Source organism: Burkholderia sp. BCC1644, from assembly GCF_902833225.1.
Lineage (GTDB): Bacteria > Pseudomonadota > Gammaproteobacteria > Burkholderiales > Burkholderiaceae > Burkholderia.
Genome location: NZ_CADFEI010000005.1, coordinates 312,342 through 339,335, shown reverse-complemented (window position 1 = coordinate 339,335; position 26,994 = coordinate 312,342). Strand labels below are relative to the sequence as shown.

Here is a 26,994-nt window from a genome sequence, read left to right as displayed (position 1 = left end):
AAACATGAAGCAGGCCATACAGGATGCGGGGGGCGCGTGCGCGCAAAGTACGCTGGTGCCGCACGTTGCAGCGGTCGCGGATGAGTCGGAGCGGATCAATCTGATCGAGCTTGGTGCTCGCGTGTTGTCAGTGACCGTGCTGGGCGTATTTGCTTGTCTGATTTACATGCCGTGGCGAGCGGACCCGAGCCGGATCACGCTGATCCTGCTGCTGGTATCCGCAGTACTGACCGTCGGCATGTCGGCTTTTGCCAAATTGCCGACACGGCGCGACTGGCATCCCGTCGCGGTGTGCTTTTCTCTGGGCGGTTCGTTCTACTGCCTGACCTATCAGCTGACTGCCAGCACACAACTGATTCCGGAGTGGGCGGGAGGCACCTGGCAAATTTGCGGGATTGCGTGGCAACTGTTCGCGAAACTGTCGCTCGGGCGCTCGTTCGGTTTGCTGCCGGCGAATCGCGGCGTCGTGTCGACCGGTGCGTACCGGTTCATGCGCCACCCGATCTATGCCGGTTATCTGTTGTCCGAAATCGGTTTCCTGCTTGCAAACTTCAATACGCGAAACCTGCTCACGATCGGCATCTGGATGCTGTTGCAGATCGGGCGAATCAGTATGGAAGAGCGGGTGCTGTCGGAAGACGCCGACTATCGCGCGTACAAGACGAAGGTTCGGTACCGGCTGATTCCCGGCGTGTTTTGACGGGAATGCCGAAAGCGCGCCGTGGCGGTGCGCCGATGAGACAGAGTGGCGCGGCGGACGTGCAAAAGCCGGCGTACTCGGGTCACGGACCTTCGCACGCCGGCTTTGTCCGGCTTGTCAGGACAAAGCCGGCGTACTCGGGTCACGGACCTTCGCACGCCGGCTTTGTCCGGCTTGTCAGGACGTGTGTCCCGACGTCATGCTGAGTGCGACCGCCTGCGCGACTTCGATACCGTCGATCGCCGCCGAATAGATGCCGCCCGCATATCCGGCGCCTTCGCCGGCCGGATACAGGCCATCCACGTTCATGCTCTGGTAGTCGTCCTTGCGTCGAATCCGGATCGGCGATGACGTGCGCGTCTCCACGCCGGTCAGCACCGCATCGTGCATCGCGAAGCCGGCGATCTTCTTGTCGATCTCGGGCAGCGCTTCGCGGATGGCTTCGATCACGTAGTTCGGCAGCGCGGTGCTGAGGTCGGTCGGATTCACGCCAGGCTTGTACGACGGCTCCACGGAACCCAGCGACGTCGACGGCCGGCCTGCGATGAAATCGCCGACCAACTGGCCCGGCGCGCGGTAATCGCCGCCACCGAGTTCGAACGCGCGTTCTTCCCATTTGCGCTGGAACGCGATGCCTGCCAGCGGGCCGCCGGGATAGTCGTCCGGCGTGATGCCGACGACGATGCCGGCATTCGCGTTGCGCTCGGCGCGCGAATACTGGCTCATCCCGTTGGTCACGACGCGGCCCGGCTCGGAGGTCGCTGCGACCACCGTGCCGCCCGGACACATGCAGAAGCTGTAGACGGCCCGGCCGTTATTGGCGTGGTGAACCACCTTGTAGTCGGCCGCGCCGAGCTGCTTGTGGCCCGCAAACTTGCCGAAACGGCTGCGGTCGATCAGCCCCTGCGGGTGTTCGATGCGAAAGCCCAGCGAGAACGGCTTGGCTTCGATATAGACGCCGCGGTCGTGCAGCATCTGGAACGTGTCGCGCGCGCTGTGGCCCACGGCCAGCACCACATGGTCGCACGGGAGCGTTTCGCCGTTCGACAGCTTGAGCGCGCGCACCTTGCCCTGATCGATTTCGATATCGTCGACCCGGGTTTCGAAACGCACTTCGCCACCGAGTTCGTGGATGGACGCGCGCATTTTTTCCACCATGCTCACGAGGCGGAACGTGCCGATGTGCGGCCGGCTCAGATACAGGATGTCTTCCGGTGCGCCGGCCTTGACGAACTCGTCCAGCACCTTGCGGCCATAGTGGTGGGGATCCTTGATCTGGCTGTACAGCTTGCCGTCGGAAAAGGTACCGGCGCCGCCTTCGCCGAACTGCACGTTGGATTCCGGGTTGAGCACGCTCTTGCGCCACAGGCCGAAGGTGTCCTTGGTGCGCTCGCGTACGGCCTTGCCGCGTTCGAGGATGATGGGACGGAAGCCCATCTGCGCGAGGATCAGGCCGGCAAACAGGCCGCACGGCCCCATGCCGATGACGACCGGGCGCAGGAAATCGGCGCGCTCGGGCGCCTTCGTGACGAAGTGGTACGCCATGTCGGGCGTCTTGCCGCAATGCGGCTTGCCGGCCATGCGCTTGAGCGCGGCCGCTTCGTCCTTGACCTCGAGATCGACGATGTACGTGAGCTTGATGTCCGAACGCTTGCGCGCATCGTGCGCGCGGCGGAACACGGTGTAACGGAGGAGCTCGTCCGCCGCCACGCCAAGCTCGGCGAGGCGCGCGCGAACGGCGGCCTCGAGTGCGCTCTCGGGGTGGTCGAGGGGGAGTTTAATTTCGCTTAGCCGTAACATGGGGACTCGGATGCGATTGCCACGGCGTCGTGGCGATGTTGATACGGGTGGGGCCGGTATGCCGGCGGCGGCGTTGTTCGTCGCGCGGGCCTGCCGGACGCAAACCATTCATTGTCATTGCGGGAAAAGCAGGGCGGGCAGCAGTACGCCGACCCGCCCGGACGACTCGGGCAACTTCAGGATAGGCGCACGAAGCGCCCCTTGTGCACGGAAGATTGTCGCGCCTCCCGGGCGATCGGGAGGCGAACGGCGCGCGATCGTGACGATGCCCGCGAGCGGTTTGCACAAAAGCCGCGCCATGCGGGCGCGGCTCGGGCCTTTACTCCGCTGCCGGGTGGACTCGGCTGTAGCGGTTCAGGATCGGGATCATCTGCGCGTAGATCTTCGGGTTCGCCGCGACGATCTCATGGCGATGCAGGAAATCGGCGTCGCCCGTGTAGTTGCCGACGAGGCCGCCGGCCTCGGTGATCAGCAGGCTGCCCGCGGCCATGTCCCACACGTTGATGCCTTGCTCGAAGAACGCGTCGAGGCGGCCGGCCGCGACGTTCGCGAGATCGAGTGCCGCCGCGCCCGGGCGGCGCAGGCCCGTGCAGGCCTGCGTCATTTCGGTGAAGAGGCGTGCGTACGCGTCGAGGCCGTCCTTCTCGCGGAACGGGAAGCCGGTGCCGACGAGCGCATCTGCCAGGCGGTCGCGGCGGCCGACGCGGATGCGGCGGTCGTTCAGGTACGCACCGCGGCCGCGCGTGGCCGTGAACAGGTCGTTCTTGTTCGGATCGTAGATGACGGCCTGCGTGACGACGCCCTTGTGCTCGAGCGCGATCGACACGCAGTAGTACGGGAAGCCGTGGATGAAGTTGGTCGTGCCGTCGAGCGGATCGATGATCCACTTGAATTCGGATTCGTTCTCCGATTCACCCGATTCCTCGGCGAGGATCGCGTGATCGGGGTAGGCGGTCTTCAGCGTCTCGATGATCGCGTCTTCGGCGGCCTTGTCCACTTCGGTGACGAAGTCGTTCTGCTGCTTCTTGCGGATCTCGATCAGGTCGAGATCGAGGGACGCGCGGTTGATGATCTGTCCGGCGCGGCGCGCAGCCTTGACAGCAATGTTGAGCATGGGATGCATGAGCCTGGATCCTGTAGCCGGCGGCACGGGCCGCCACGAAGTGGGACAACCGCCCGGAACGGCGCAAGCATGCCGGGCGAGGTGAGACGCGAATTGACAAAGAGCGGGGTACGACCCGCGCCGCACGGTGTGCGACGCGTAAAGGCATGATTTTACCCGATTTTTGGCGGTTTCAGGCGACCGGAATGCGGGGAAACCCCCACTGTCCGTCCGGACGAGTGGGTTTGCCGCGGCGATGGCGATACCATACTGCCATTCTGATGAACCGAGTCGCATCGTAGTGGAAACCCCGCAGAACACCGCCGCGCCGTCCGAGCCGGGCGCGGCCTCGTCCCCGCCGCCGTCCGGCGGCTTCACGTCCACCCGCTTCGTGCTGGTCGAGCCGAGCCATCCCGGCAATGTCGGGGCGGCCGCCCGCGCGCTGAAGACGATGGGCTTTTCGCGTCTCGTGCTGGTCGCGCCGCGCGTGCCGCACGTGCAGAGCGACCCCGAGGCGATCGCGATGGCCAGCGGCGCGGACGACGTCCTCGCGTCCGCGCATGTCGTGCCGACGCTCGGCGACGCGCTGTCCGGCGTTCACTGGTCGATCGCACTGACCGCGCGCACGCGCGAATACGGGCCGCCGCGCCTCGCGCCGCGTGCGGCCGCCGCGCAGGCGTGCGCGCAGGTCGGCACGGGCGACATCGCGCTCGTGTTCGGCAACGAGCGCACGGGCCTCGCGAACGAGCATGTCGAGCAGTGCAGCGCGCTCGCGCACATTCCGGCGAACCCGGCCTACAGCTCGCTGAACCTGGCGCAGGCCGTGCAGGTGCTCGCGTACGAGTTGCGCGTCGCGTTTCTCGAGCAGGCGAGCGAGCCGTTGGCGCAACCGTCGGCCGAAGTCGGCACGCTCGCACCGAGCGACGAGATCGAGCGGATGTACGTCCACCTCGAGAACGCGCTGATCGCGCTCGATTTCCTCGATCCGCGCAATCCGAAGAAGCTGATGCCGCGGTTGCGGCGCTTATTTGCTCGCACGGGCCTCGAGCGCGAGGAAGTCAACATCCTGCGCGGCGTCGCGAAGCACATCCTGCTGAAATCGGGCAAGCCCGGCGGCGACGCGTAAGCGGCCGGCGGCCGGTTGCTCGGTCGTCGCCCGGATGCCGCTTCGGGCCACGCAGGCTGCGCGTCGGTCAGCGCGGTAGCGCCCCGGCCCGGCGCATTCCACCCGGTCGATCCTCCCCGGAAGCCCGTTCCGGCAAGCCTCCCGCCCGAATACCCGCGCCGGCCGCGGGGTGAACGCGCGACCGCGTGCGGCCGTGCGCGACTGGCCCTACAATCGCCGGACGTCATAAGCAAATTACCCGGCGCGATAACGGCCGGTCATTGCCGGCGATGCGCGCCGGCCTTTTCCCAGACCACATCATGTTCACGAGACTGCGCGAAGACGTTGCAACGATTCGCGAGCGGGATCCCGCCGCTCGCAGTGCATGGGAAGTGCTGACCTGTTATCCGGGGCTGCATGCGCTCGTGCTGCATCGTTTCGCGCACGCATGCTGGCGCGCGAAGCGCTACTGGCTCGCGCGTTTCGCGTCGCAGGCCGGCCGGTTCCTGACGGGGATCGAAATCCACCCCGGCGCGACGATCGGCCGGCGCGTGTTCATCGACCACGGCATGGGTGTCGTGATCGGCGAGACGGCGATTATCGGCGATGACTGCACGATCTATCAGGGCGTGACGCTGGGCGGCACGTCGCTCACGCGCGGCGCGAAGCGCCACCCGACGCTCGAAGCCGGCGTGATCGTCGGCGCGGGCGCGAAGGTGCTCGGCGGTTTCACGGTCGGGGCGGGGGCGAAGATCGGCTCGAACGCGGTCGTCGTGAAGCCGGTGCCGGCAGGCGGCACGGCGGTCGGCAATCCGGCACGCGTCGTGATGCCGGCACAGCCGAAGCCGCAGCCCGAGCGCGCGGCATTCTGCGCGTACGGGATCACGCCGAACGCCGACGATCCGATGTCGCTCGCGATCCACGGCCTGATCGATCACGCGGCGAAGGAAAGCCGTCGTGTCGACGAGATCGTCGCGGCGCTCGAACAGCTCGGGACGCATCTGGAAACGCTGCAGGGCGCTGATGCGGCGCGCCTCGACCTGCGCAGGCTGTCGGCGGTGCTGGAAGGAAAGACGGTCGAACGCCAGATGTGACGAACGCGATGCGTGCCGACGGCCGCCGGTCAGTGTGACGGCGGCGTCAGTCGAGCGGCATCGCGTGGATACCTTCCGCGTCGACGCGCAGGTAGCCGCCGCGCGGCGCGCCGTGATCGAGATCCCAGTCGGGCAGGACCCAGCGGATGCCGCCCGGTTCCAGGTGGCGCGCGGGCCGATGCGTGTGGCCGTGAATGATCACGCTCGCGCGGCTCTTCCGGAACAGGGCGGCCACGCCTTCACGCGTGACGTCGTAGATGGCCGAAGCAGGGCGCATCCGGCCCGCTTCGCTGTTCGAGCGCATGCGCTGCGCGAGCGCGCGGCGCCAGCGGAACGGCCACGCGAGAAACAGCCATTGCGCGACGCGGTTGCGCGCGAAGCGGCGGAACACCTGGTAGCCGCGGTCGGCCGTGCATTGCGCGTCGCCGTGCGCGAGCACGATGCGCTGGCCGAACGCCATGATCAGCGACGGGTCGGGCAGCAGCATTGCGCCGGCTGCCTTCATGAAGCGACGGCCGAGCAGGAAATCGCGATTGCCGTGCATCACGTAGAGCGCGATCCCGCGCTCGGAGAACGTGTGCATCAGCGCGGCCATGCGGGCCGCGAACGGATCGTCGTCGAGGATGTCGTCGCCGATCCAGTATTCGAAAAGATCACCGAGGATGAACACCGAGTCGGCGCTGTCGGCGGTGTATTTCACGAAATGCTCGAACGCGGCGACCGTCTTCGGAATCGCTTCGCTCAGATGCAGATCGGAGAGAAACAGGAACGGGCGTGCGGCTTGCGCGTACTCGCGCTCGCCTGGCACGCCCGCGGAGACGCTTCGCGGCGGACTCTCCTGCAACATCGAAGTGTCTCCGTAACCGTGCGTCAGACCACCACGGCCTTTTCGATCACGACGTCGTCGGCCGGCACGTCCTGGTGGAAACCAGCGTTGCCCGTCTTGACGCCCTTGATCTTGTCGACCACGTCCTGGCCTTCGACGACCTTGCCGAACACCGCGTAGCCCCAGCCCTGCGGCGTCGGCGACGAGTGGTTCAGGAAGTCGTTGTCGTTCACGTTGATGAAGAACTGGGCGGTGGCCGAGTGCGGATCGTTCGTGCGAGCCATCGCGACCGTGTAGTTGTCGTTCTTCAGGCCGTTGTTCGCCTCGTTGTCGATCGGCGCGTCGGTCGGCTTCTGCTTCAGGCCCGGCTCGAAGCCGCCGCCCTGGATCATGAAGCCGTTGATCACGCGATGGAACACGGTGCCGTCGTAGTGGCCCTTCTTCACGTAGTTCAGGAAGTTCTCGACCGTCTTCGGTGCCTTCTCGGCGTCGAGCTCGAGCTTGATCACGCCGTGGTTCGTATGCAGTTCAACCATGATGAATTCCTTCGGTGAGGCGGTTTAAATGGCACGCGGCCGGTCGTGCGACGCGGCCGCGTGAGTCGCCGGACGTGCCGGCAGGTTCTTACTTCGAGACGATGCTGGCCGATTCGATCACGATCGGTTGTGCCGGCACGTCCTGCATCGGGCCGCGCGAGGTCGTCGCGACGCCTTCGATCTTCTTCACGACGTCGAGGCCCGACACGACCTTGCCGAACACCGCATAGCCGTTGCCGTCCGGGTTCGGGTAGTCGAGGCCGCTGTTGTCGACCGTGTTGATGAAGAACTGCGCGGTGGCCGAGTTCGGATCGCTCGTGCGCGCCATCGCGATCGTGCCCGTCAGGTTCTTCAGACCATTGCGGCTCTCCAGCGGGATCGGCGCGCGGGTCGGCTTCTCCTCGAAGTTGGTCTTGTAGCCGCCGCCCTGGATCATGAAGCCCTTGATCACGCGATGGAAGATCGTGCCGTTGTACTGGCCGGCCTTCACGTAATCGAGGAAGTTGGCGACCGACTTCGGTGCCTTCTCCGGGTAGAGCTCGACGCGGATGTCGCCCTGCGAGGTCTTCAGCTGCACGACGGGGTGCGCGGTAGCCGATTGCGCGAACGCAGGTGCGGTCGCGGTCGCGAGAAGGGCGGCGCCGCCAAGCGCCAGCAACAGACGTTTCATTGCGATCCTCAGGTTGGGAGGGAAAGAAGGTCGCGCCGCTTATTGCGACGGCGCGACGTACGGCGCCGCCAGTGCGCCCGACGGACCGCTGAACTGGAACGTCGGCGACATCGGCAGCGTGGTGGTGCTCACGTTCGCGGCGGCGCGGTCGGTGTAGTCGCGCGTGGCCGGCGTCGCCGCGCGTGCATTCGACGCGGCTTTCGGCGGCGACACGATCTTCTGGAGATCGGCGAGGCGCTGCGCGGTGGCGCCGCTCGTGCGGCCGAGCGATTGCGCGCGCTTGTACGACTCGGCCGCGAGGCGCAGGTAGAGATCGCCGAGGTTCTCGTACGCGAGCGAGTAGCTCGGATTCGATTGCGTCGCGGTGACGAGCGCGGTGCGCGCGTCGTCGTAGCGGCCATGCTTCGCGTAAAGCGCCGCAAGGTTGTTGTACGGCTCGGGCAGTTCCGGGTACGCCTGCGTGATCGCGACGAACTGCTGGATCGCGTCGTCGTCGCGGTTCAGGCGGGCCAGCACGGTGCCGCGCTTGAACTGCGCCTGCACGTCGTGCGGGTTCGACGCGATGCGCGCATCGAGCTGCGCGAGCGCCTGCTTCCACTGCTTGCCGGCGATCGATGCGTCGATTTCGGGGGTGCCGTCGGCGACGGCCGGGGCCTTCTGCGCATGCGCCGCGGGGACCGCGAAAAGCGTCAGCGCGACGCCCATGACGGTGGTCGCAACGAGGGTCGCAGCGCTCTGCGCGCGGCCGCGATGAGGTTTCATAGGCGTAAATCGGAATGTTATACTCCGAGCCATTCTAACAAAACGTCTGCGCGTTCCGGCGAGCGGCAGACAGTCTTTCTTTGCCTCTCGTGGCCGTCACCGCTGTGCTTGCAGCCTGACCGCCCCATGTGATACGAGGACGCTCGGCCTGGCGCCGCAGCAGATGGTCCGTCCGTTTCGCATGCTGGGCGAGCTTCGCCAGGGCGGTTTCCTTCGGCTCACGGTTCATCTCTATGGAATCACTGCGCATCTACAACACGCTCGCGCGTGACAAGCAAGTTTTCGTGCCGCGCCAGTCCGGCGAAGTGCGGATGTACGTATGCGGGATCACCGTCTACGACTATTGTCACGTGGGCCACGCGCGCATGCTGGTCGTGTTCGACCTCGTCCAGCGCTGGTTGCGTGCGATCGGTTACCGGGTCACGTATGTGCGCAACATCACCGACATCGACGACAAGATCATCCGCCGCGCGGTCGAGAACGGCGAGACGATCAAGTCGCTGACCGACCGGTTCATCGGCGCGATGCACGAGGACGAAAGTGCGCTCGGCATCCAGCGGCCCGACATCGAGCCGCGCGCGACGCAGTTCATCCCGCAGATGCTCGGCATGATCGAGACGCTCGAGACGAACGGCTACGCGTACCAGGCGACCGATGGCGACGTCAATTATTCGGTGCGCAAGTTCACGAACTACGGGAAGCTGTCGGGCAAGTCGCTCGACGACCTCCGCGCGGGCGAACGCGTGGCGGCGAACGATGCGAAGGAAGATCCGCTCGATTTCGTGCTGTGGAAGCGCGCGAAGCCGGAAGATCCGGAAGGCGCGTCTTGGGGATCGAAGTACGGGATGGGCCGCCCGGGCTGGCACATCGAGTGCTCGGCGATGGGCTGCTCGCTGCTCGGCAATCACTTCGACATCCACGGTGGCGGGCAGGATCTGCAGTTTCCGCACCACGAGAACGAGATCGCGCAGAGCGAAGGCGCGACCGGCGAGACGTTCGTCAACTACTGGATGCACAACGGCTTCGTGCAGGTCGACAACGAGAAGATGTCGAAATCGCTCGGCAACTTCTTCACGATCCGCGAAGTGCTCGAGCGGTACGACGCGGAAGTCATGCGCTTCTTCATCGTGCGCACGCACTACCGGTCACCGCTCAACTACAGCGACGTGCATCTCGACGACGCACGTGCATCGCTCACGCGTCTGTATACGGCGCTGAAGGACGTCGAGGCCGACACGCTCGCGCTCGACTGGAACGAGCCGCACGCGCAGCGTTTCGCGGCCGCGATGAACGACGACTTCAACACGCCGGTCGCGGTGGCGACGCTGTTCGAGCTCGCGGGCGAAGTGAATCGCACGCGCGACGCGTCGCTCGCGCGGCAGCTGAAACAGCTGGCGGGCCTGCTCGGCCTGCTGGGCCGCGAACCGCGCGCGTTCCTGCAGCAGGCGTCCGGCGCCGCGCAGGCGGGCGGGGTCGCCGCCGACGAGATCGAAGCGAAGATCGCCGCGCGCGTCGCGGCGAAGCAAGCGAAGGACTATGCCGAAGCGGACCGGATCCGGGCGGAATTGCTCGAAGCCGGCATCGCACTTGAAGACAAACCGGGCGGATCGACCGAATGGCGTCGCGTATGAGCGCGGTGCGTTCCACTGACCGATCCGTCAGGTAGGAGGCAAGATGGCAACGGCTAGAAAAGCGCCGGTCAGGCGCGCGACCACGGTCGCCGCGCGTCCGGCAGCCAGGCGCGTGCCGGCGGCGAAGGCGGACGCGACGCGTGCCGCGCCGAACGGCGCGCTGAACGGTCATGCGCAGCCGGCGGCTGCGCAACCGGCTGCCGACGCGGCCCGCAAGACCCGTGCGTCCGAAGCGGACGGCGAGGAGGTCGTCGTGCGTCCTGCCTACTGGGACAAGGCATGCGCCGACCTCGTCAAGCGCGACCGCATCCTGAAGAAACTGATTCCGAAGTTCGGTCCCGCGCATCTCGTGAAGCGCGGCGACCCGTTCGTCACGCTCGCGCGCTCGGTCGTCGGCCAGCAGATTTCGGTGCCGTCCGCGCAGTCGCTGTGGGCGCGCATCGAGGACGCCTGTCCGAAACTCGCGCCGCAGCCGGTGATCCGGCTCGGTGCGGACAAGCTGATCGCATGCGGGCTGTCGAAACGCAAGACGGAATACATCCTCGATCTTGCGCAGCATTTCGTATCGGGCGCGTTGCACGTCGACAAATGGACGTCGATGGACGACGAGGACGTGATCGCGGAACTCACGCAGATCCGCGGCATCAGCCGCTGGACGGCCGAGATGTTCCTGATCTTCAACCTGTCGCGGCCGGATGTGCTGCCGCTCGACGACCCGGGCCTGATCCGCGCGATCAGCGTCAATTACTTCAGCGGGGAACCCGTCACGCGCAGCGAGGCGCGTGAAGTCGCCGCCAACTGGGAGCCGTGGCGCACCGTCGCGACCTGGTACATGTGGCGCAGCCTCGATGCGCCCGACACCGACGCCTGAGCGTTGGCTATCGGGTTTTAAACATCAATAGTTGAGAGTCGGTTTTGAGCGTCGCCCGCGCGGGTAGAATACGCGCTGCCGCAAGACCCAAGGATTCGAACACATGAAGACCACGTTTCTGGATTTCGAACAGCCGATCGCCGAACTCGAGGCCAAGATCGAAGAGCTGCGATTCGTGCAGGACGACTCGGCTGTCGATATTTCGGAAGAAATCGAGCGGCTGTCGAAGAAAAGCCAGCAACTGACGAAAGACCTCTACGCGAACCTGTCGCCGTGGCAGGTTTCGCAGATCGCGCGGCATCCGCAGCGTCCGTACACGCTCGATTACGTTGCGGAACTGTTTACCGATTTTCACGAGCTGCATGGCGACCGCGCGTTCTCGGACGACCTGTCGATCGTCGGCGGCCTCGCGCGCTTCGGCGGTCATCCGTGCATGGTGATCGGTCACCAGAAGGGCCGCGACACGAAGGAGCGCGCCGCGCGCAACTTCGGGATGCCGCGTCCGGAAGGCTATCGCAAGGCCGAACGCCTGATGCGTCTCGCCGAAAAGTTCGGGCTGCCGATCTTCACGTTCGTCGACACGCCGGGCGCATACCCGGGCATCGGCGCGGAAGAGCGTGGCCAGTCGGAAGCGATCGGTCACAACCTGTACGTGATGGCCGAGCTGAAGACGCCGATCATCACGACCGTGATCGGCGAGGGTGGTTCGGGCGGCGCGCTGGCGATCGCCGTGGCCGACACCGTGATGATGCTGCAGTTCTCGACCTATTCGGTGATCTCGCCGGAAGGTTGCGCGTCGATCCTGTGGAAGAGCGCCGCGAAGGCGCCGGAAGCCGCGGAAGCGCTGGGCCTGACCGCGCACCGCCTGAAGGCGCTCGGCCTGATCGACAAGATCATCAACGAGCCGCTCGGCGGCGCGCATCGCGATCCGAAGGGCATGGCCGCACTGCTGCGCCGCGCGCTCGCCGATTCGCTGCGCCAGTTCCAAGGCATGAGCATCGATGCAGTGCGCGAGCGCCGCTTCGAACGCCTGATGGCCTACGGCAAGTTCAAGGAAACCACGCCCGGCGCATGACCGGCTGCGTATTCAACTCGCGCGCCGCTGCGCGCGCGTCCCGCTCGTGATCCCGCCGACCGAATTCTCCGCCGACCGCGTCGTCCTCGACGCGGTCGGCGTTGCGCTTTCCGGCATGCCGGCCGATGCGTGCATCGCGATCGCCTACAGCGGCGGCCTCGACTCGACCGTGCTGCTCGATGCGGCCGTGCGTGTCGCGGGCGCGTCCCGCTGCGTCGCGCTGCATGTGCATCACGGCCTGAGCGCGAACGCCGATGCGTGGGTCGCGCATGCCGAAGCGGAAGCCGCGCGGCTCGGCGTCGCATTCGAATCGATGCGCGTCGATGTGCCGCGCGACAGCGGCCTCGGCATCGAGGCGACGGCACGCGAGCGTCGCTACGCGGCGCTCGACGAGATGTGCGAACGCCACGGCGCAGCCACGCTATGGCTCGCGCAGCATGCGGACGACCAGGCCGAGACCGTGCTGCTGCAATTGCTGCGCGGCGCGGGCATCGCCGGGCTCGCCGCGATGGCGCCGCGCTATCGCCCGGACGGCGTGAGCGTCGAGCGTGTGCGGCCGTTGCTGCGATTGTTGCGCGTGCAACTTGAGCGCTATGCGGAGCAGCACGCGTTCGCCTGGATCGACGACGAATCGAACGGCGACACGCGCTACGCGCGCAATGCGCTGCGTATCGACGTGCTGCCGGCGCTGGCCGTGCATTTCCCGGGCTTTCGCGATGCGCTCGGCCGCGCGGCCCAGCATGCGGCCGCCGCGCAGCGGCTGCTCGACGATCTGGCCGAGCTGGATTTCGCCGCCGCCGCGCGCGACGACGGGCATGCGCTGTCGCGCGACGCGCTGGTCGCGTTCGACGACACGCGCGGCGCGAACCTGCTGCGCTTCTGGATGCGCCGGCTCGGCTTGCCGGGCGCGTCGGCCGCGCGGCTCGCCAACATGATGCGGCAACTGCGCGCCGCGCATGACGCCCACGCGCTGCGTGTCGATCACGCGGGGCAGTGCCTGCGGCTCTATCGCGATGTCGTCTACTGGGAAGCGGGCGACAGCAGCGAACCGGCCGACGACGGCACGGGCACGCCGCACCCGGAAGCGGCGCTCGCGTGGGATGGACAGGAAGTGTGGCACCTGCCGGGCTGGCGCGGCACATACCTGTTCGCGCAAGCCGAGGCGGGGAGTGCCGATGCCGTGCCGGAGGCGCTGCTGCGCAGCGTGCGGCTCGCGGTACGCGCCCGCGCGGGCGGCGAGCGGATGCGCGCGTCGCCGGGCGGGCCGGGCCGCACGCTGAAGAACCTGTTCCAGGAGCGCGGCGTACCGGCCTGGCAGCGCGACGTGCCGCTCTTGTTCGCGGGCGAGCGGCTGATCTACGTGCCGCGGCTCGGCATCAATCGCGATGCTGACCTGTTCGACAGCGAGGCGGCTGGCGACGGCGCCTGGCGCCGGATCGAATGGCGTCCCGACCTGCTGATCGCGTAACGGCGGGCAGGCTTCCGGCGCCGTGATGGCGCGCCCATTTTCACCATTTGGTAAACAGCGCCGGAACGGCCGCCAACACGGCGGGCGGCTTGTCAAGCGGGCTTCTATCGGGTACGCTCGGTCGTTTGCTCGGCTCGATTTTTGAGCGTTTTGTGCAGGTTTTCCGCGTGACGTACCCGGTTTGCGCGGCCTGATCGGCCTTCCGGGCAAAATCCGTCACGCTTGCGTGTTGCGTCCCAGCCGTCCCTCTCGTCGTCCGTCCACAGCCACAAGCCGCGTGACTGAACGGCTACGCGGCCTGCCCAGCGCGCCCGTGCGGTTTCTCCTCCAGTTCAGAACGACAATGGCACTCATCGTACACAAATACGGCGGCACTTCGATGGGCTCGGTCGAGCGCATCAAGAACGTCGCGAAACGCGTCGCAAAATGGCATCAGGCCGGGCACCAGATGGTGGTCGTGCCTTCGGCGATGTCCGGCGAAACCAACCGTCTGCTCGGTCTTGCGAAAGAGATTTCGAGCCAGCCGAGCCCGCGCGAGCTCGACATGATCGCGTCGACCGGCGAGCAGGTCAGCGTCGGCCTGCTGTCGATCGCGCTCCAGGAAATCGGCGTCGAGGCCGTGAGCTACGCCGGCTGGCAAGTGCCGATCAAGACCGACAGCGCGTTCACGAAAGCGCGCATTCACTCGATCGACGACGAGCGCGTGAAGGCCGATCTGAACGCAGGCAAGGTCGTGATCATCACGGGCTTCCAGGGCGTCGATCCGGACGGTCACATCACGACGCTGGGCCGTGGCGGCTCCGATACGTCGGCGGTGGCGGTCGCGGCTGCGCTCGATGCTGCAGAGTGCCTGATCTACACGGACGTCGACGGCGTCTACACGACCGACCCGCGTGTCGTCGAAGAGGCGCGCCGCCTCGAACGCGTGACGTTCGAAGAGATGCTGGAAATGGCCAGCCTCGGCTCGAAGGTCCTGCAGATCCGCTCGGTCGAATTCGCCGGCAAATACCAGGTGAAGACGCGTGTGCTGTCGAGCCTGACCGATCCGATGATTGCGCTCGACGAAGAAATGCGCTCGGGCACCCTGATTACTTTTGAAGAAGACGAGACCATGGAAAAGGCAGTCATTTCCGGCATCGCGTTCCAGCGCGACGAAGCACGCATTGCTGTGATGGGCGTGCCCGACAAGCCGGGCATCGCATATCAGATCCTTGGCCCGGTCGCCGACGCGAACGTCGACGTCGACATGATCATCCAGAACCAGAGCGTCGAAGGCAAAACCGACTTCACGTTCACGGTCGGTCGCGGCGACTACCAGAAGGCGATGGACATTCTCACCAACCAGGTGAAGGGCCACGTCAGCGCCGAGCGCGTGCAGGGCGACCCGAAGGTGTCGAAGGTGTCGGTCGTCGGCGTCGGCATGCGTTCGCACGTGGGCGTCGCGAGCAAGATGTTCCGCACGCTGTCGGAAGAGGGCATCAACATCCAGATGATCTCGACGTCCGAAATCAAGATTTCGGTGCTGATCGACGAGAAATACATGGAGCTGGCCGTCCGCGCGCTGCACAAGGCATTCGAACTCGACCAGGCATCGTGAATTTTTCGTGATGCATTGAAGAAAATGCATCACGGAAATTGACGTACGGTTCGAAACCCTATATTATCTCGTTCTCGTCGCACTGCCTCCCTGGTGCGAGCGAAAGTTTGGGAGACGTGGCCGAGAGGTCGAAGGCACTCCCCTGCTAAGGGAGCATCTGGGCCAAAACCTGGATCGAGGGTTCGAATCCCTCCGTCTCCGCCAAAAGCGGTGACAAAGCCCCGTCAGTTCTAGGACTGACGGGGCTTTTTCTTTTTCGGGCCCATCGTGCCGTGTCGCGCGCGAAAGGTTCGATGCTGCCGGATCGCATCCTCACGCGAACTTCGTCGCGGCCCCACCGGCAATGAATGCTCGACTTGAGCCCCCGTCATGCGCTACATATCGCGTATCGTCCTGGCGCAATTCAAGGTGATGCTCTTGGCAAGCCCGCATTCCGTTCTGACTTTCCTCTCTCATCGGCCTGTCGACGGACTCGTCGATAACCACGCGCGTTACGCGCAGCTGCACGGCTATCGGCATGCAACGGTCGACGGTATGCACGTGTACGGCGAGCGCCAGCAGATCCTGCACAAGTACCACGCGATCATCGCGCAGCTCGTCGCGATGGAGCCGGGCGCATTGCTGCTCGTGCTCGATCCGTTTTCCGTCGTGTTCGATCCGCACGCGCTGCCGGACGTCGCGCACGGTTACGACGCAATCGTCACCACGCAGACGTCGAAGTCGCCGCTGCCCGCCGCAAGCGGCATGATCTTCCGCAACGTGCCCGACGTGCGGGAGCGATTGCGCAAGCTCGCACTCGAGCTGGGCAAGTGGGCGATGCGCCTTCCGGAACGCCGCGATGCTTGCGAGGCGACGCTGCTTGCGGAGCACTTTCCTCCGCTGCCGTTCGATGTACCGCTCGCGAACGGCCATTTCGCGTCGGCGCAGACGGTCTGGAGCGATGGCATCTCGATCGATTCGATCGCCGGCGCGCGGCCGCTCGTCGTGCACCACGCGCCCGAGTGGCAGGCGGTGGAGAGCGTCTGGGCGCCGGCGGCCGACTACGATTTCCGCTACGTGGTTGCGCTCGTCGACGATGCCGAGCGGTACCAGCACGGCGATCAACCGCGTGCGCTGGATGACTGGCGCGCCGCGCAGCAGCGAACGCGTGAGGCGGAGCGGCATGTGAATCCGCATGCCCGCATTGCGTTCGTGAGCCTGCATACGTCGCATATCGCGGGCTATGGCGATCTGCACGAGGAGAACTTCGTCCGCTACTGCACGCGGCACGGCTATGCGTACCACGCGTATCGCGAGGCGCCCGCGTTCCTGCCGCGCGGCATCGACGCGAACTGGGCGAAGCTGCATCTGATTCGCGAACATCTGCCGCATCACGAATTCGTGTTCTGGGTCGATGCGGACATCCTGGCGATCGACCAGAGTCAGGCGATCGACAGCGTGATCGATGGCCGCGACTTCCTGATCGGTACCGATCACACAGCCTGGGCGATCAACTCGTGCATGATCGGCGTGCGCAACGTGGCGCCGATGCGCGAACTCGTCGAGCGCATCTGCGCGCGCATCGAGCATTTCGACGATCGATCGTCGGTCTACGCGAGCGGCGGCGACCAGCAGGCGATCTATGTGGAGCTGCTGGAGTCCGGCCTGATCGATGCGCGTCATATCGTCGACGCGACGACGCTCGCGTCATCGCCGGTCTATGCGACGCGCGACAGCCGTTTCGTCCATTTCCCCGCACAACACAACCACTATCGCGCGGTGACGATGCGCGTCTGGGATCGGTTGAGTCATCAGCGCTGACGGCCGGGAACATGAAGGGTGCGATGCCTGCCGCGACACTGGGCGGGCAGGGTGCCAGTCACTCGGCCTGTATCTCGTCGGTGAAAAGTAATTAAAACGTAATGATCGATGTAAGGAAAAGCGAGGCGTCGGATCGCCACCCGGCGCGCCCTCGATAATCCTGTTCCGGCCCCGTGAAATGACGTGCTGACGCCAAAAATGCGGCATTGCGTCGTTTTTCGCGATTTGCCATGGCACGCAATACAAAAAATTACTGAATAAAATCAGCGTCATGCATCGGAATGGAAAATTGAGGCTCTGCTGCGCTGCAGAAAATAATCAATCGCCTTATGCTGGTTAACCCGATCGCGTTTGAGCGACATCAAGTTTTTCCGTGATGTCGCTTTACATTTTGCCAACACTGGCGATTCACGAAATCTACCTGTCGATTTGATTTCGTTCCTTTCGTCTCGCCTGTCCCCGATGCAGTGCGCGACCTCCTCAAGGCCTTGTTGACATGCATGATTTCCCCTTCCTGAGCCTGGCCATCTGGGCTCCGATCCTGTTCGGCGCGTGCCTGCTGCGTGCCGGTTCCGACCACCACCCGCGCCGTACGCGGCTGATCGCGCTCGCGGGCGCGATCGTGGGGCTCGCGGCCGTCGTCCCGCTGGTTGCCGGCTTCGACGCCCATTCGGCGGCGATGCAGTTCGTCGAAAGCCGCGACTGGCTGGCGGCGTTCAACTCCGGATGGCGCGTCGGCATCGACGGCGCGTCGCTGTGGCTCGTCGTGCTGACCGCCTTCACGACGCTCGTGGTGGTGATCGCGTCGTGGGAGTCGGTCACGGTGCGCGTCGCGCAGTACTACGCGTCGTTCCTGATCCTGTCGGGATTGATGGTCGGCGTGTTCGTCGCGCAGGACGGGCTGCTGTTCTTCATCTTCTTCGAGGCGACGCTGATTCCGCTGTACCTGCTGATCGGCACCTGGGGGCGCGAGCGCCGCGTGTACGCGGCCGTGAAGTTCTTCTTCATCTCGTTCGCGGGCTCGCTGCTGCTGCTGATGGCGATGCTGTACCTGTACGCGCAGTCGCATACGTTCGACATGGCCGCGTGGCGCACGCTGCAGCTCGGCTTCGCGCCGCAGTTGCTGGTGTTCCTCGGCTTCTTCGCGGCGTTCGCGGTGAAGGTGCCGATGTGGCCGGTCCATACGTGGCTGAGCGACGTCTACACCGACGGTCCGACCGGTGCCGCGCTGATGCTCGCGATGCTCAAGCTCGGCGGCTACGGGTTCCTGCGTTTCGCGCTGCCGATCACGCCCGATGCGAGTCACTTCTTCGCGCCGGCCGTGATCGCGTTGTCGTTGTTCGCGATCGTCTATGCGAGCCTGATCGCGCTTGCACAGACCGATCTCGGCAAGCTGCTCGCGTATTCGACGGTCGCGCACATGGGCATCGTCACGCTCGGGCTGTTCCTGTTCAACCGGATCGGCGTCGAGGGCGCGATCGTGCAACTCGTGTCGTACGGCTTCGTCGCCGGCGCGATGCTGCTGTGCGTGAACGTGCTCGCCGATCGCACGAAGCAGCGCGAGATCGCCGCATACGGCGGCGTGGCGGGCGTGATGCCGCGTTTCGCGACCTTCACTGTGCTGTTCGCGATGGCGAACGTCGGCCTGCCGGGCACGTCGGGCTTCGTCGGCGAGTTCATGGTCATCATGGGCGCGATCCGTTTCAACTTCTGGATCGGCGCGATCGCGGCACTGACGCTGATCCTCAGCGCGTCGTACACGCTGTGGATGCTCAAGCGCGTCGTGTTCGGCAAGGTCGCGAGCCAGCGGATCGCAAAGCTCGCCGACCTGAATCGTCGCGAGATCGTGATGTTCGCGTCGCTCGCGCTGATCGTGCTGGCGATCGGCATCGATCCGAAGCCGTTCACCGACGCGATCGATCCGACCGTCGGCAAGCTGATCCAGGAAGCAAGCCAGTCGAAGGTGCCGGCAGGGGACGGCCCTGTGCCGGTGCTGCCGTCGTACATGGCGTCGACGCACGACTGACCCCGCCAGTCGAGCCGCGCAAGCGGGCCGCATCGCACGGCGATACGGCTCGTTGCGCACGCATCGATCGAGGTCCGGCACGGCGAGCGCCGGGCCGGCTTCCGGCTGCGTGAAATTGCCCCGCGACAATGTGACTCACGGCAGATTTTGCAATGATGATTTGCCGCATCCACCGGTTTTTCATCGCACCCGCGCGACGTATGATTCGGCCACTTTCGTGGATCGAATGCGCATCGGGCATACGCAAACGGATTCAATGACCCTCGGGCTGTGTGATGAAAAGAAAAGCTTCAAGAGGCTGGTCGGCGCTGATATCAATCGGCGCGGCGTTGAGCCTGTCAGGCTGTAATTTAGATGTACTAAATCCGAAAGGTAGCGTGGGCGCCGCCGAAAAGGCGCTGATCGCGACGTCCACCTGGGCGATGCTGGTCGTCGTCGTGCCGGTGATCCTGCTCACGCTGTGGTTCGCGTGGCGCTATCGCGCATCGAACCGCAACGCGACCTACGCGCCGAACTGGTCGCATTCGACCGCGATCGAGGTCGTGATCTGGACGGTGCCGACGCTGATCATCCTGTTCCTCGGCGTGCTGACGTGGAAGACCACGCACGAGCTCGATCCGTACAAGCCGCTCGAGTCGTCGGTGAAGCCGATCGACGTCGAAGTCGTCGCGCTCGACTGGAAGTGGCTGTTCATCTATCCGGAACTCGGCATCGCGTCGGTGAACCAGCTCGCGATTCCGGTGGGCACGCCGGTGAACTTCCGCATCACGTCGGATTCGGTGATGAACTCGTTCTTCATCCCGCAGCTCGGTGGTCAGGTCTACGCCATGGCCGGCATGCAGACGCGCCTGCACCTGATCGCCGACGAACCCGGCAACTATGCGGGCACGTCCGCCAACTTCAGCGGCCGCGGCTTCTCGGACATGAAGTTCCGCACGCTCGCCGAGCCGCGCGAACAGTTCGATGCATGGGTGCAGAAAGTGAAGGCGTCGCCGGACCGGCTCGACGCGACCGTGTACGGCACCGTCGCGCAACCGAGCGAGAAGGCGCCGGTGCGCTACTTCTCGTCGGTCGATCCGCGGCTCTTCCACAACATCATCGCGAAATACAACGATGGCCACGTCCTCGACCTGAAGGACGCCGCCTGCGGCACGAAGGGGTAACGCATGTTCGGCAAACTCACACTTTCGGCGATCCCGTTCGATCAGCCCATCATCATGGGGGCGGGCGCCTTCATGGGTCTGGTCGTACTGGGCATTCTCGCCGCGCTGACGATCACCGGCCGGTGGAAGTGGCTGTGGACGGAATGGCTGACCACGGTCGACCACAAGAGACTCGGCGTGATGTACATCATCGTCGCGCTGATCATGCTGCTGCGCGGCTTCGCCGACGCGATCATGATGCGCATGCAGCTCGCGCTCGCGTACAACGGGCCCGGCTACCTGCCGCCGCACCACTATGACCAGGTCTTCACGGCACACGGCGTGATCATGATCTTCTTCATGGCGATGGTGTTCATGGTCGGTCTGATGAACCTGGTCGTGCCGCTGCAGATCGGCGCGCGCGACGTCGCGTTCCCGTTCATCAACTCGCTCTCGTTCTGGATGACGGCCGTCAGCGCGATCCTGATCAACGTGTCGCTCGTGATCGGCGAATTCGCGCAGACGGGCTGGCTTGCCTACCCGCCGCTGTCGGAGCTGCAGTTCAGTCCGGGGGTAGGGGTCGACTACTACCTGTGGGCGCTGCAGATCTCGGGCGTCGGCACGCTGCTGACCGGCGTGAACTTCTTCGTGACGATCATCAAGATGCGCGCGCCGGGCATGACGCTGATGAAGATGCCGGTGTTCACGTGGACGGCGCTTTGCACGAACGTGCTGATCATGGCGTCGTTCCCGATCCTGACCGCGACGCTCGCGCTGCTCGGCCTCGACCGTTACCTCGGCATGCACTTCTTCACGAACGATGCCGGCGGCAACGCGATGCTGTACCTGAACCTGATCTGGGCGTGGGGCCATCCGGAGGTGTACATCCTGATCCTGCCGGCGTTCGGGATCTTCTCGGAAGTCATCGCGACGTTCGCGAAGAAGCCGCTGTTCGGCTACAAGACGATGGTGTACGCGACCTGCGCGATCATGGTGCTGTCGTTCCTCGTGTGGCTGCATCACTTCTTCACGATGGGCTCGGGTGCGAACGTGAACGCGTTCTTCGGCATCATGACGATGATCATCGCGATCCCGACCGGCGTGAAGGTGTTCAACTGGCTGTTCACGATGTATCGCGGCCGGATCGAATTCACGACGCCCGTGCTGTGGACGATCGGCTTCATGGTCACGTTCACGCTCGGCGGCATGACCGGCGTGATGATGGCGATTCCCGGCGCGGACTTCGTGCTGCACAACAGCCTGTTCCTGATCGCTCACTTCCACAACGTGATCATCGGCGGCGTGCTGTTCGGCTATCTCGCGGGCTTCAACTACTGGTTCCCGAAGGCGTTCGGCTTCAAGCTGAACGAGAAGCTCGGCAAGGCCGCGTTCTGGTTCTGGCAGATCGGTTTCTACGTCGCGTTCGTGCCGCTCTACGTGCTCGGCTTCATGGGCATGACGCGCCGCCTGAACCACTACGACAACCCGGCGTGGCATCCGTGGCTGCTGGTCGCCGCGTTCGGCGCCGTGCTGATCGCGATCGGCATTGCGTGCCAGGTGCTGCAGCTGGTGGTCAGCATCCGCAACCGCCACCTGCCCGAGTACCGCGACACGACGGGCGACCCGTGGGGCGGCCGCACGCTGGAGTGGGCGACGTCGTCGCCGCCGGCCGACTACAACTTCGCGACGATCCCGCAGGTGCGCACGCTCGACGCCTATGCGGACATGAAGGCGCGCGGCGAAGGCCGGCCGAACCCGGCAACGTTCCGCGACATCCACATGCCGTCGAATACCTGCGCGGGCCTCGTGATCGCGATCTTCAGCCTGGTGCTCGGCTTCGCGCTGGTATGGCACATCTGGTGGATGGCGATCGGCGGGCTCGTCGGGATCATCGCGACGCTCGTGATCTACAGCTCGCGCGATAACGACGGCTATTACATCCCCGCGTCGACGGTGCGGAAGATCGAAGACAAGCAGCCGACGAAGCGCGTGGCCGCGCGCGTCGACGACGTGGAACTGGAGGCCAACTGATGTTGCAGAAAACCTTGAGCGCAACCTTGCTCGAGCACGACGACCATCCGCCGTCGCATTCGGTGTTCGGTTTCTGGCTGTACCTGATGACCGACTGCGTGATCTTCGCGGCGCTGTTCGCGACGTTCGCGGTGCTCGGCCACCAGTATGCGGGCGGCCAGACCGCGAAAGAGCTGTTCGACATTCCGGGCGTCGCGGTGGAAACCGCCGCGCTGCTGCTGTCGAGCATCACGTACGGCTTCGCGATGCTCGCGGCGTACAAGCAGCGGCGCGGCGCGCTGCTCGCATGGCTCGCGGTGACGTTCGTGCTCGGCGCGGCGTTTCTCGCGATGGAGCTGCGCGAGTTCTCGCACCTGATCGCGGAAGGCGCCGGCCCGCAGCGCAGCGCGTTCCTGTCGGCGTTCTTCACGCTGGTCGGCACGCACGGGCTGCACGTGACGGCCGGCCTGTTGTGGATGGTCGTGCTCGCCGGGCAGATCGTGTTCCGCGGCGGCGACCTGACCGATCGCGACCTGCGGCGCCTGACATGCCTGAGCCTGTTCTGGCACTTCCTCGACATCGTGTGGATCTGCGTGTTTTCCTTTGTCTATCTCGCGAGCGTGATCTAAATGGCCCATTCGCATTCGTCTCAACTCGAAGAAGGGCACGGCAGTGTCGGCGGCTACGTCGCCGGTTTCATCCTGTCGGTGCTGCTTACGGCCGCGTCGTTCGGCCTCGTGATGGGCGGCGTGCTGTCGCCGCATGCGTCGCTGATCGCGCTGGCCGTGCTCGCCTTCGTGCAGATCGTCGTGCACCTCGTGTACTTCCTGCACATGAACGGCTCGTCGGGCCAGCGCTGGAACGTGATGGCATTCAGCTACACGGTGCTGACCGCGGCGATCCTGATTGTCGGCACGTTGTGGGTGATGCACAACGTCAGCATGAACATGATGTCGCGCTGAGCGGCATCGCGGCGCAGCGGTCGATATCCATGCGCGGTCATGACAAAAAGGCGGCACGCGAGTGCCGCCTTTTTTATTGCTCCCCGGCCGCGTTGCTCCAGGCCGTGCGGTCAGTGCTGCACGCCCGCGTCGGCCGTCAGCGCATGCGTGCAGTCCGCGCGGTATTCGACGTCGAGCCGATGCTTCGCGCCGTCGAGATCGTCGGGGTAGTAGGGGCTCGCGTGCGCGGGATCGTAGCCGACCTGTTCGAGTTCGGTCAGCTCGCGTACGAGGTCCGCATGCGTGACCTCGTGGCCCGTGTGAACGAACGGGTATGCCTGGCATTCCCGAGGGGTGAGGTGCGGCCCCGCGAACGCGGCGGTGCTCGCGCATGCGAGCAGCATGCAGGCGACGGTGGTCGACAGTTTCATCCGGTAGCTCCTGGTTGCGCGGCCCGATGCCGCATGACGTCAGCGTAGGCGGCGCGCACGGCGGGGCAGGCGACGCACGGATGAAACATGTTTCACGCGTGCCTGCCGTGGCGCTGGATGAAGCATGTTTCATGTAACGCCGGACGGTGGCCGCGTCGCCTACGATAGTCGCGGGCGCAACGTGTGCGCCCGTCATGACGTTCATTGCGAGGACAACCATGCGAGTACTGACGGTCGAGGACGATGCGGTGACCGCGAACGAGATCGTCGGCGAGCTGACTGCGCGCGGGTTCGAGGTCGACTGGATCGACAACGGCCGCGAAGGGATGATGCGCGCGATGAGCGCATCGTACGACGCGATCACGCTCGACCGGATGCTGCCGGGCGCGGACGGTCTCGCGATCCTGACCGCGATGCGCACGGTCGGCATCGATACGCCGGTGCTGATGCTGAGCGCGCTCGGTGATGTCGACGAGCGCATCCGCGGGCTGCGCGCGGGCGGCGACGATTACCTGACGAAGCCGTTCGATTCCGGCGAGCTGAGCGCGCGCATCGAGGTGCTGCTGCGTCGCCGGCAGGCATCGGGCGTGCCGCAGCAGACGCTGCTGAAGGTCGGCGCGCTCGAGCTCGACCTCATTTCGCGCTGCGCGCGCCGCGGCGGCGACGAGATTCCACTGCTGCCGACCGAATTCCGCGTGCTCGAGTTCATGATGCGCAACGCGGGCCAGACGATCACGCGCACGATGCTGTTCGAGACCGTGTGGGGCTATCACTTTGATCCCGGCACCAACCTGATCGACGTCCACATGGGCCGGCTGCGCAAGAAGATCGATCCGCCCGGCGCGCAACCGATGATCCAGACGGTGCGCGGCTCGGGCTACATGCTCGCGTGACGGAGGCGGGAATGGACGCGGCTCGCGCGGCGAATTTCACGCGCCGCTGGCATACGACGACGTTTCGCTGGCTGTGCGCGTATGCGGCGATCTTCTCGGTGTCGCTGCTGCTGCTCGCGGGCGTGATCAACGTCGCCGCGACGCACACGATGACGCGCGACACCGACGAGGTGCTCGCGTGGCAGTTGATCTATTTCGATTCGATCCCCGATGCCGAGCTGCCGCTCGCGATCCACCGGCGGCTCGAGCACGAGCACATGCATACGAGTTTCTACGGGCTGTTCGACGCGACCGGTCGCCGTGTGGCCGGCGATATCGCGACACTGCCCGCGTTGCGCACGGATCGCGACGGGCGCACGCTGAACCGTACGCTCGCACCGCTCGACGGCCAGCCCGCGCCGATCACCCGCGCGATGGCCGTGCGCCGCGACAACGGGATGACGCTGGTCGTCGCGCGCGACCTGTCGCATTTCATCCAGATCCGCGATGTCGCGATCCGCGGGCTCGTGATCGGCGGCGTGATGATCCTGATCGCGGGCATCGCGGGCGGCAGCATGCTCGGCATGCGGCAGATGCGTCGCGTCGCCGCGATCCGGCGCGTCACGCGGCAGATCGCCGAAGGCGATCTCGGCAAGCGGCTGCCGGTCGGCCGCTACGACGAACTCGACCTGCTCGCGCATCTCGTGAACCACATGCTCGACGAGGTCGAGCGGCTGATGGGCGAGGTGCGCCATACCTGCGACGGCATCGCGCACGACCTGCGCACGCCGCTCGCACGCGTGCATACGATGCTGGCGCGACTGGCCGACCAGCCGTTCTGCGCGGACGATCCTGCGTCGGCGGCGCTGCTGGCGTCGGCGCGCGACGAAACCGACCGGCTGCTCGAACGCTTTCGCGCGATGCTGCGCATCTCCGAGATCGGCACGCTGAGCCGGCGCGGCGGCTTTGCCGCGGTCGACGTCGCGGCGTTGCTGCGCGATGTGTGCGAACTCTACGAGCCGCTGGCCGAGGCCGTTGACGTCTCGTTCGCGCTCGACGCGGCACCGGTCGACGGCATTCATGGCGACCGCGCATTGCTGTTCGAGGCGTTCAGCAATCTCGCGGACAACGCCATCAAGTTCACGCCGCCGGGCGGCCGCGTGCGCGTCGTGCTCAACGCGACACCGAACGGCTCGCTCGTGCGGTTCGAGGACACCGGTCCGGGCATCCCGCCGGGCGAGCGCGACGCGGTGCTCGAACGCTTCTACCGCGGCGAGCGCACGCGTCACGTGAACGGGTCGGGGCTCGGCTTGAGCGTCGTGTCGGCCGTGATGCGCGTACATGGTTTCGCGCTGCGGATCGGCGATGCGCAGCCGGCCGGCACGGCGATCACGGTCGAATGCTGGCCGCGCTCGCTCGCATGACGGCACCGGGGAGCGATCGATGCGCATCCTGCTGATTGCGCCGCCTACGCCCGAGGCCGCACGGCTCGACAAGGCGTTTCGCGAGAGCATGCATGGCGTCGAACGCGTCGACGGATGGCGCGACGGCTGCTTCGCGGCGACGCAGGACCGGTTCGATGCCATCGTGATTGCGGCACCCGATGCGGCGGCCGACCCGGCGATCCTCACCGGGTTGCCGCGACTGGCTGCATCGGCCGGGGGAGCGACGATTGCCGCGATCGTCACCGGCACCACACCCGCGCAGCGTGCGCGAATGCTGCAGGCCGGCTGCGACGTGTGTCTTGCCCATCCGTGTTCGTTCGTGGAGCTGCACGAGCGGCTGCGCGCGTTGTGGCGCCGGACGGGCGCGATCGAAACGCGTGAATCGGTCCGGCTCGACGCGGCGACGCGCGCACTGGAGGAGCATGGCAGGCGGCTGGCGCTCAGCGCACGGGAATTCCGTCTCGTCGAATGCCTGCTGCGGGAATCGGGGCGGCCGGTCGGGCGCGATGCCGTGCTGCGTTATGCATGGGGTGATGCCGACATCGAGCCCGAAACGGTCAACGCGCTGGTCGTGCGGTTGCGGCGCAAGCTGGCCTCGCATGCGTTCTCCGCGCGGATCGAAACCGTAGCGCGATTCGGGTTCAGGTTCGACGCGGGCGGGTGACGATCGGTATGGCGCCGGGCGTGCCGCGCGTCGCACGGCACGTTCGCGTGCGCGCGGTCAGTGCGAATAGAGTTCGCGATTCAGTTGCGCGAGCTGGCCATCGCGTTCGGCGCGGACGAGTTCACGATAGACCTGCGCACGCGTCAGCGGCGCGGCTTGCGGGGCATTCCAGTTCCATGCCGGTTGCGACGGCAGCGGTACGGGCGCGGCCGATGCGAGCGTCGGCGGTGCTGTCACCGCACCGGGCGGCATCGCGCTGGCCCGGCCGGGCAGTGCGACGCAGAGGGCGGAGAGGAGCGTGGCGAACATCAAGGTCTTCATGGCGTGATCCTGTTCAAGTGACAGAGGCCGGTGCCGCGACGGCAATGCCGGCAGGAACCACGTTATCGGGCGCGCCGGTGCGGACACCGGGCGCGCCGATGAAGA

At 65.7% G+C, this 26,994-nt stretch carries 25 protein-coding genes and 1 tRNA gene; 18 read left to right on the top strand and 8 right to left on the bottom strand.

What is annotated here, in order from left to right:
- Window positions 1-4: 4 nt before the first annotated feature.
- Window positions 5-700 (top strand): isoprenylcysteine carboxylmethyltransferase family protein, encoded by a 696-nt coding sequence (locus HWX87_RS12535; protein WP_176047398.1) that lies wholly within the window; start codon window positions 5-7, stop codon window positions 698-700.
- A 177-nt stretch (window positions 701-877) separates the two neighbouring features.
- Here HWX87_RS12535 and HWX87_RS12530 read toward each other — a convergent pair whose 3' ends face one another.
- Window positions 878-2,500 carry an NAD(P)/FAD-dependent oxidoreductase gene (locus tag HWX87_RS12530; protein ID WP_176047397.1) on the bottom strand — a complete coding sequence of 541 codons (1,623 nt, stop codon included), beginning with the start codon at window positions 2,498-2,500 and terminating at the stop codon, window positions 878-880.
- Window positions 2,501-2,819: 319 nt separating this feature from the next.
- Window positions 2,820-3,623, bottom strand: coding sequence for an inositol monophosphatase family protein (locus tag HWX87_RS12525; RefSeq protein WP_176047396.1), 804 nt, complete (start codon window positions 3,621-3,623; stop codon window positions 2,820-2,822).
- A 280-nt stretch (window positions 3,624-3,903) separates the two neighbouring features.
- Between HWX87_RS12525 and HWX87_RS12520 the strand changes: the two genes are divergently transcribed.
- On the top strand, window positions 3,904-4,728 hold the full coding sequence (locus HWX87_RS12520) for an RNA methyltransferase (protein ID WP_176047395.1): 825 nt from the start codon (window positions 3,904-3,906) through the stop codon (window positions 4,726-4,728).
- Between the two features lie 269 nt (window positions 4,729-4,997).
- Complete coding sequence (cysE, locus tag HWX87_RS12515; RefSeq protein ID WP_176047394.1) at window positions 4,998-5,801, top strand: serine O-acetyltransferase; 804 nt, start codon at window positions 4,998-5,000, stop codon at window positions 5,799-5,801.
- Between the two features lie 46 nt (window positions 5,802-5,847).
- Here cysE and HWX87_RS12510 read toward each other — a convergent pair whose 3' ends face one another.
- The 4 genes from HWX87_RS12510 to HWX87_RS12495 all read right to left on the bottom strand — a co-directional run bounded on the left by HWX87_RS12510 (window position 5,848) and on the right by HWX87_RS12495 (window position 8,595).
- Window positions 5,848-6,648, bottom strand: a complete 801-nt coding sequence (locus tag HWX87_RS12510) for a UDP-2,3-diacylglucosamine diphosphatase (RefSeq protein WP_176047393.1) — start codon at window positions 6,646-6,648, stop codon at window positions 5,848-5,850.
- Window positions 6,649-6,671: 23 nt separating this feature from the next.
- Window positions 6,672-7,163, bottom strand: a complete 492-nt coding sequence (locus tag HWX87_RS12505; protein WP_027784822.1) for a peptidylprolyl isomerase — start codon at window positions 7,161-7,163, stop codon at window positions 6,672-6,674.
- A gap of 88 nt (window positions 7,164-7,251) precedes the next feature.
- On the bottom strand, window positions 7,252-7,833 hold the full coding sequence (locus HWX87_RS12500; RefSeq protein WP_011352517.1) for a peptidylprolyl isomerase: 582 nt from the start codon (window positions 7,831-7,833) through the stop codon (window positions 7,252-7,254).
- 39 nt (window positions 7,834-7,872) lie between these two features.
- Window positions 7,873-8,595, bottom strand: a complete 723-nt coding sequence (locus HWX87_RS12495; RefSeq protein WP_176047392.1) for a tetratricopeptide repeat protein — start codon at window positions 8,593-8,595, stop codon at window positions 7,873-7,875.
- Between the two features lie 233 nt (window positions 8,596-8,828).
- Here HWX87_RS12495 and cysS point away from each other — a divergent pair, with 233 nt between their 5' ends.
- The 12 genes from cysS (at window position 8,829) to cyoD (ending at window position 23,177) form a co-directional block, all read left to right on the top strand.
- A complete protein-coding gene (gene cysS / locus HWX87_RS12490; RefSeq protein WP_176047391.1) occupies window positions 8,829-10,226 on the top strand; it encodes a cysteine--tRNA ligase in 1,398 nt (465 codons plus the stop codon).
- Between the two features lie 43 nt (window positions 10,227-10,269).
- Window positions 10,270-11,097, top strand: coding sequence for a DNA-3-methyladenine glycosylase (locus HWX87_RS12485; RefSeq protein WP_176047390.1), 828 nt, complete (start codon window positions 10,270-10,272; stop codon window positions 11,095-11,097).
- Window positions 11,098-11,200: 103 nt separating this feature from the next.
- Window positions 11,201-12,172, top strand: coding sequence for an acetyl-CoA carboxylase carboxyltransferase subunit alpha (locus tag HWX87_RS12480; protein ID WP_176047389.1), 972 nt, complete (start codon window positions 11,201-11,203; stop codon window positions 12,170-12,172).
- 46 nt (window positions 12,173-12,218) lie between these two features.
- Window positions 12,219-13,640 (top strand): tRNA lysidine(34) synthetase TilS, encoded by a 1,422-nt coding sequence (tilS, locus tag HWX87_RS12475; RefSeq protein WP_176047388.1) that lies wholly within the window; start codon window positions 12,219-12,221, stop codon window positions 13,638-13,640.
- 343 nt (window positions 13,641-13,983) lie between these two features.
- Entirely contained in the window at window positions 13,984-15,237 is a 1,254-nt protein-coding gene (locus HWX87_RS12470; RefSeq protein WP_176047387.1) for an aspartate kinase, read from the top strand.
- Between the two features lie 110 nt (window positions 15,238-15,347).
- Window positions 15,348-15,441: transfer RNA gene (locus HWX87_RS12465), tRNA-Ser, on the top strand.
- A gap of 207 nt (window positions 15,442-15,648) precedes the next feature.
- Entirely contained in the window at window positions 15,649-17,037 is a 1,389-nt protein-coding gene (locus tag HWX87_RS12460) for a hypothetical protein (RefSeq protein WP_176047503.1), read from the top strand.
- A 496-nt stretch (window positions 17,038-17,533) separates the two neighbouring features.
- Window positions 17,534-19,063 carry an NADH-quinone oxidoreductase subunit M gene (locus HWX87_RS12455; protein WP_176047386.1) on the top strand — a complete coding sequence of 510 codons (1,530 nt, stop codon included), beginning with the start codon at window positions 17,534-17,536 and terminating at the stop codon, window positions 19,061-19,063.
- A gap of 275 nt (window positions 19,064-19,338) precedes the next feature.
- On the top strand, window positions 19,339-20,226 hold the full coding sequence (gene cyoA / locus HWX87_RS12450; protein WP_176047385.1) for a ubiquinol oxidase subunit II: 888 nt from the start codon (window positions 19,339-19,341) through the stop codon (window positions 20,224-20,226).
- Between the two features lie 3 nt (window positions 20,227-20,229).
- On the top strand, window positions 20,230-22,236 hold the full coding sequence (cyoB, locus tag HWX87_RS12445) for a cytochrome o ubiquinol oxidase subunit I (RefSeq protein WP_176047384.1): 2,007 nt from the start codon (window positions 20,230-20,232) through the stop codon (window positions 22,234-22,236).
- Window positions 22,236-22,844: a cytochrome o ubiquinol oxidase subunit III gene (gene cyoC / locus HWX87_RS12440; RefSeq protein WP_176047383.1), complete on the top strand. Its 609-nt coding sequence runs from the start codon at window positions 22,236-22,238 to the stop codon at window positions 22,842-22,844. Before cyoB ends, cyoC begins: the two co-directional genes overlap by 1 nt.
- Window positions 22,845-23,177, top strand: coding sequence for a cytochrome o ubiquinol oxidase subunit IV (cyoD, locus tag HWX87_RS12435; RefSeq protein WP_011352504.1), 333 nt, complete (start codon window positions 22,845-22,847; stop codon window positions 23,175-23,177). It begins immediately after the preceding gene.
- A 110-nt stretch (window positions 23,178-23,287) separates the two neighbouring features.
- Here the strand turns inward: cyoD and HWX87_RS12430 are convergent, their stop codons facing one another.
- On the bottom strand, window positions 23,288-23,587 hold the full coding sequence (locus HWX87_RS12430) for a DUF4148 domain-containing protein (protein ID WP_176047382.1): 300 nt from the start codon (window positions 23,585-23,587) through the stop codon (window positions 23,288-23,290).
- Between the two features lie 218 nt (window positions 23,588-23,805).
- On the opposite strand from HWX87_RS12430, the gene HWX87_RS12425 reads away from it, so the two are divergent.
- The 3 genes from HWX87_RS12425 to HWX87_RS12415 are packed head-to-tail and all read left to right on the top strand — an operon-like array spanning window position 23,806 to window position 26,568.
- Complete coding sequence (locus tag HWX87_RS12425; RefSeq protein ID WP_175845225.1) at window positions 23,806-24,480, top strand: response regulator transcription factor; 675 nt, start codon at window positions 23,806-23,808, stop codon at window positions 24,478-24,480.
- Between the two features lie 11 nt (window positions 24,481-24,491).
- On the top strand, window positions 24,492-25,883 hold the full coding sequence (locus tag HWX87_RS12420; protein WP_176047381.1) for a HAMP domain-containing sensor histidine kinase: 1,392 nt from the start codon (window positions 24,492-24,494) through the stop codon (window positions 25,881-25,883).
- A gap of 19 nt (window positions 25,884-25,902) precedes the next feature.
- Complete coding sequence (locus HWX87_RS12415; RefSeq protein ID WP_176047380.1) at window positions 25,903-26,568, top strand: winged helix-turn-helix domain-containing protein; 666 nt, start codon at window positions 25,903-25,905, stop codon at window positions 26,566-26,568.
- Between the two features lie 57 nt (window positions 26,569-26,625).
- Here the strand turns inward: HWX87_RS12415 and HWX87_RS12410 are convergent, their stop codons facing one another.
- The gene (locus HWX87_RS12410; protein WP_176047379.1) at window positions 26,626-26,889 is read right to left on the bottom strand and encodes a DUF4148 domain-containing protein; all 264 of its coding nucleotides are present in this window, start codon (window positions 26,887-26,889) and stop codon (window positions 26,626-26,628) included.
- Window positions 26,890-26,994 lie beyond the last annotated feature (105 nt).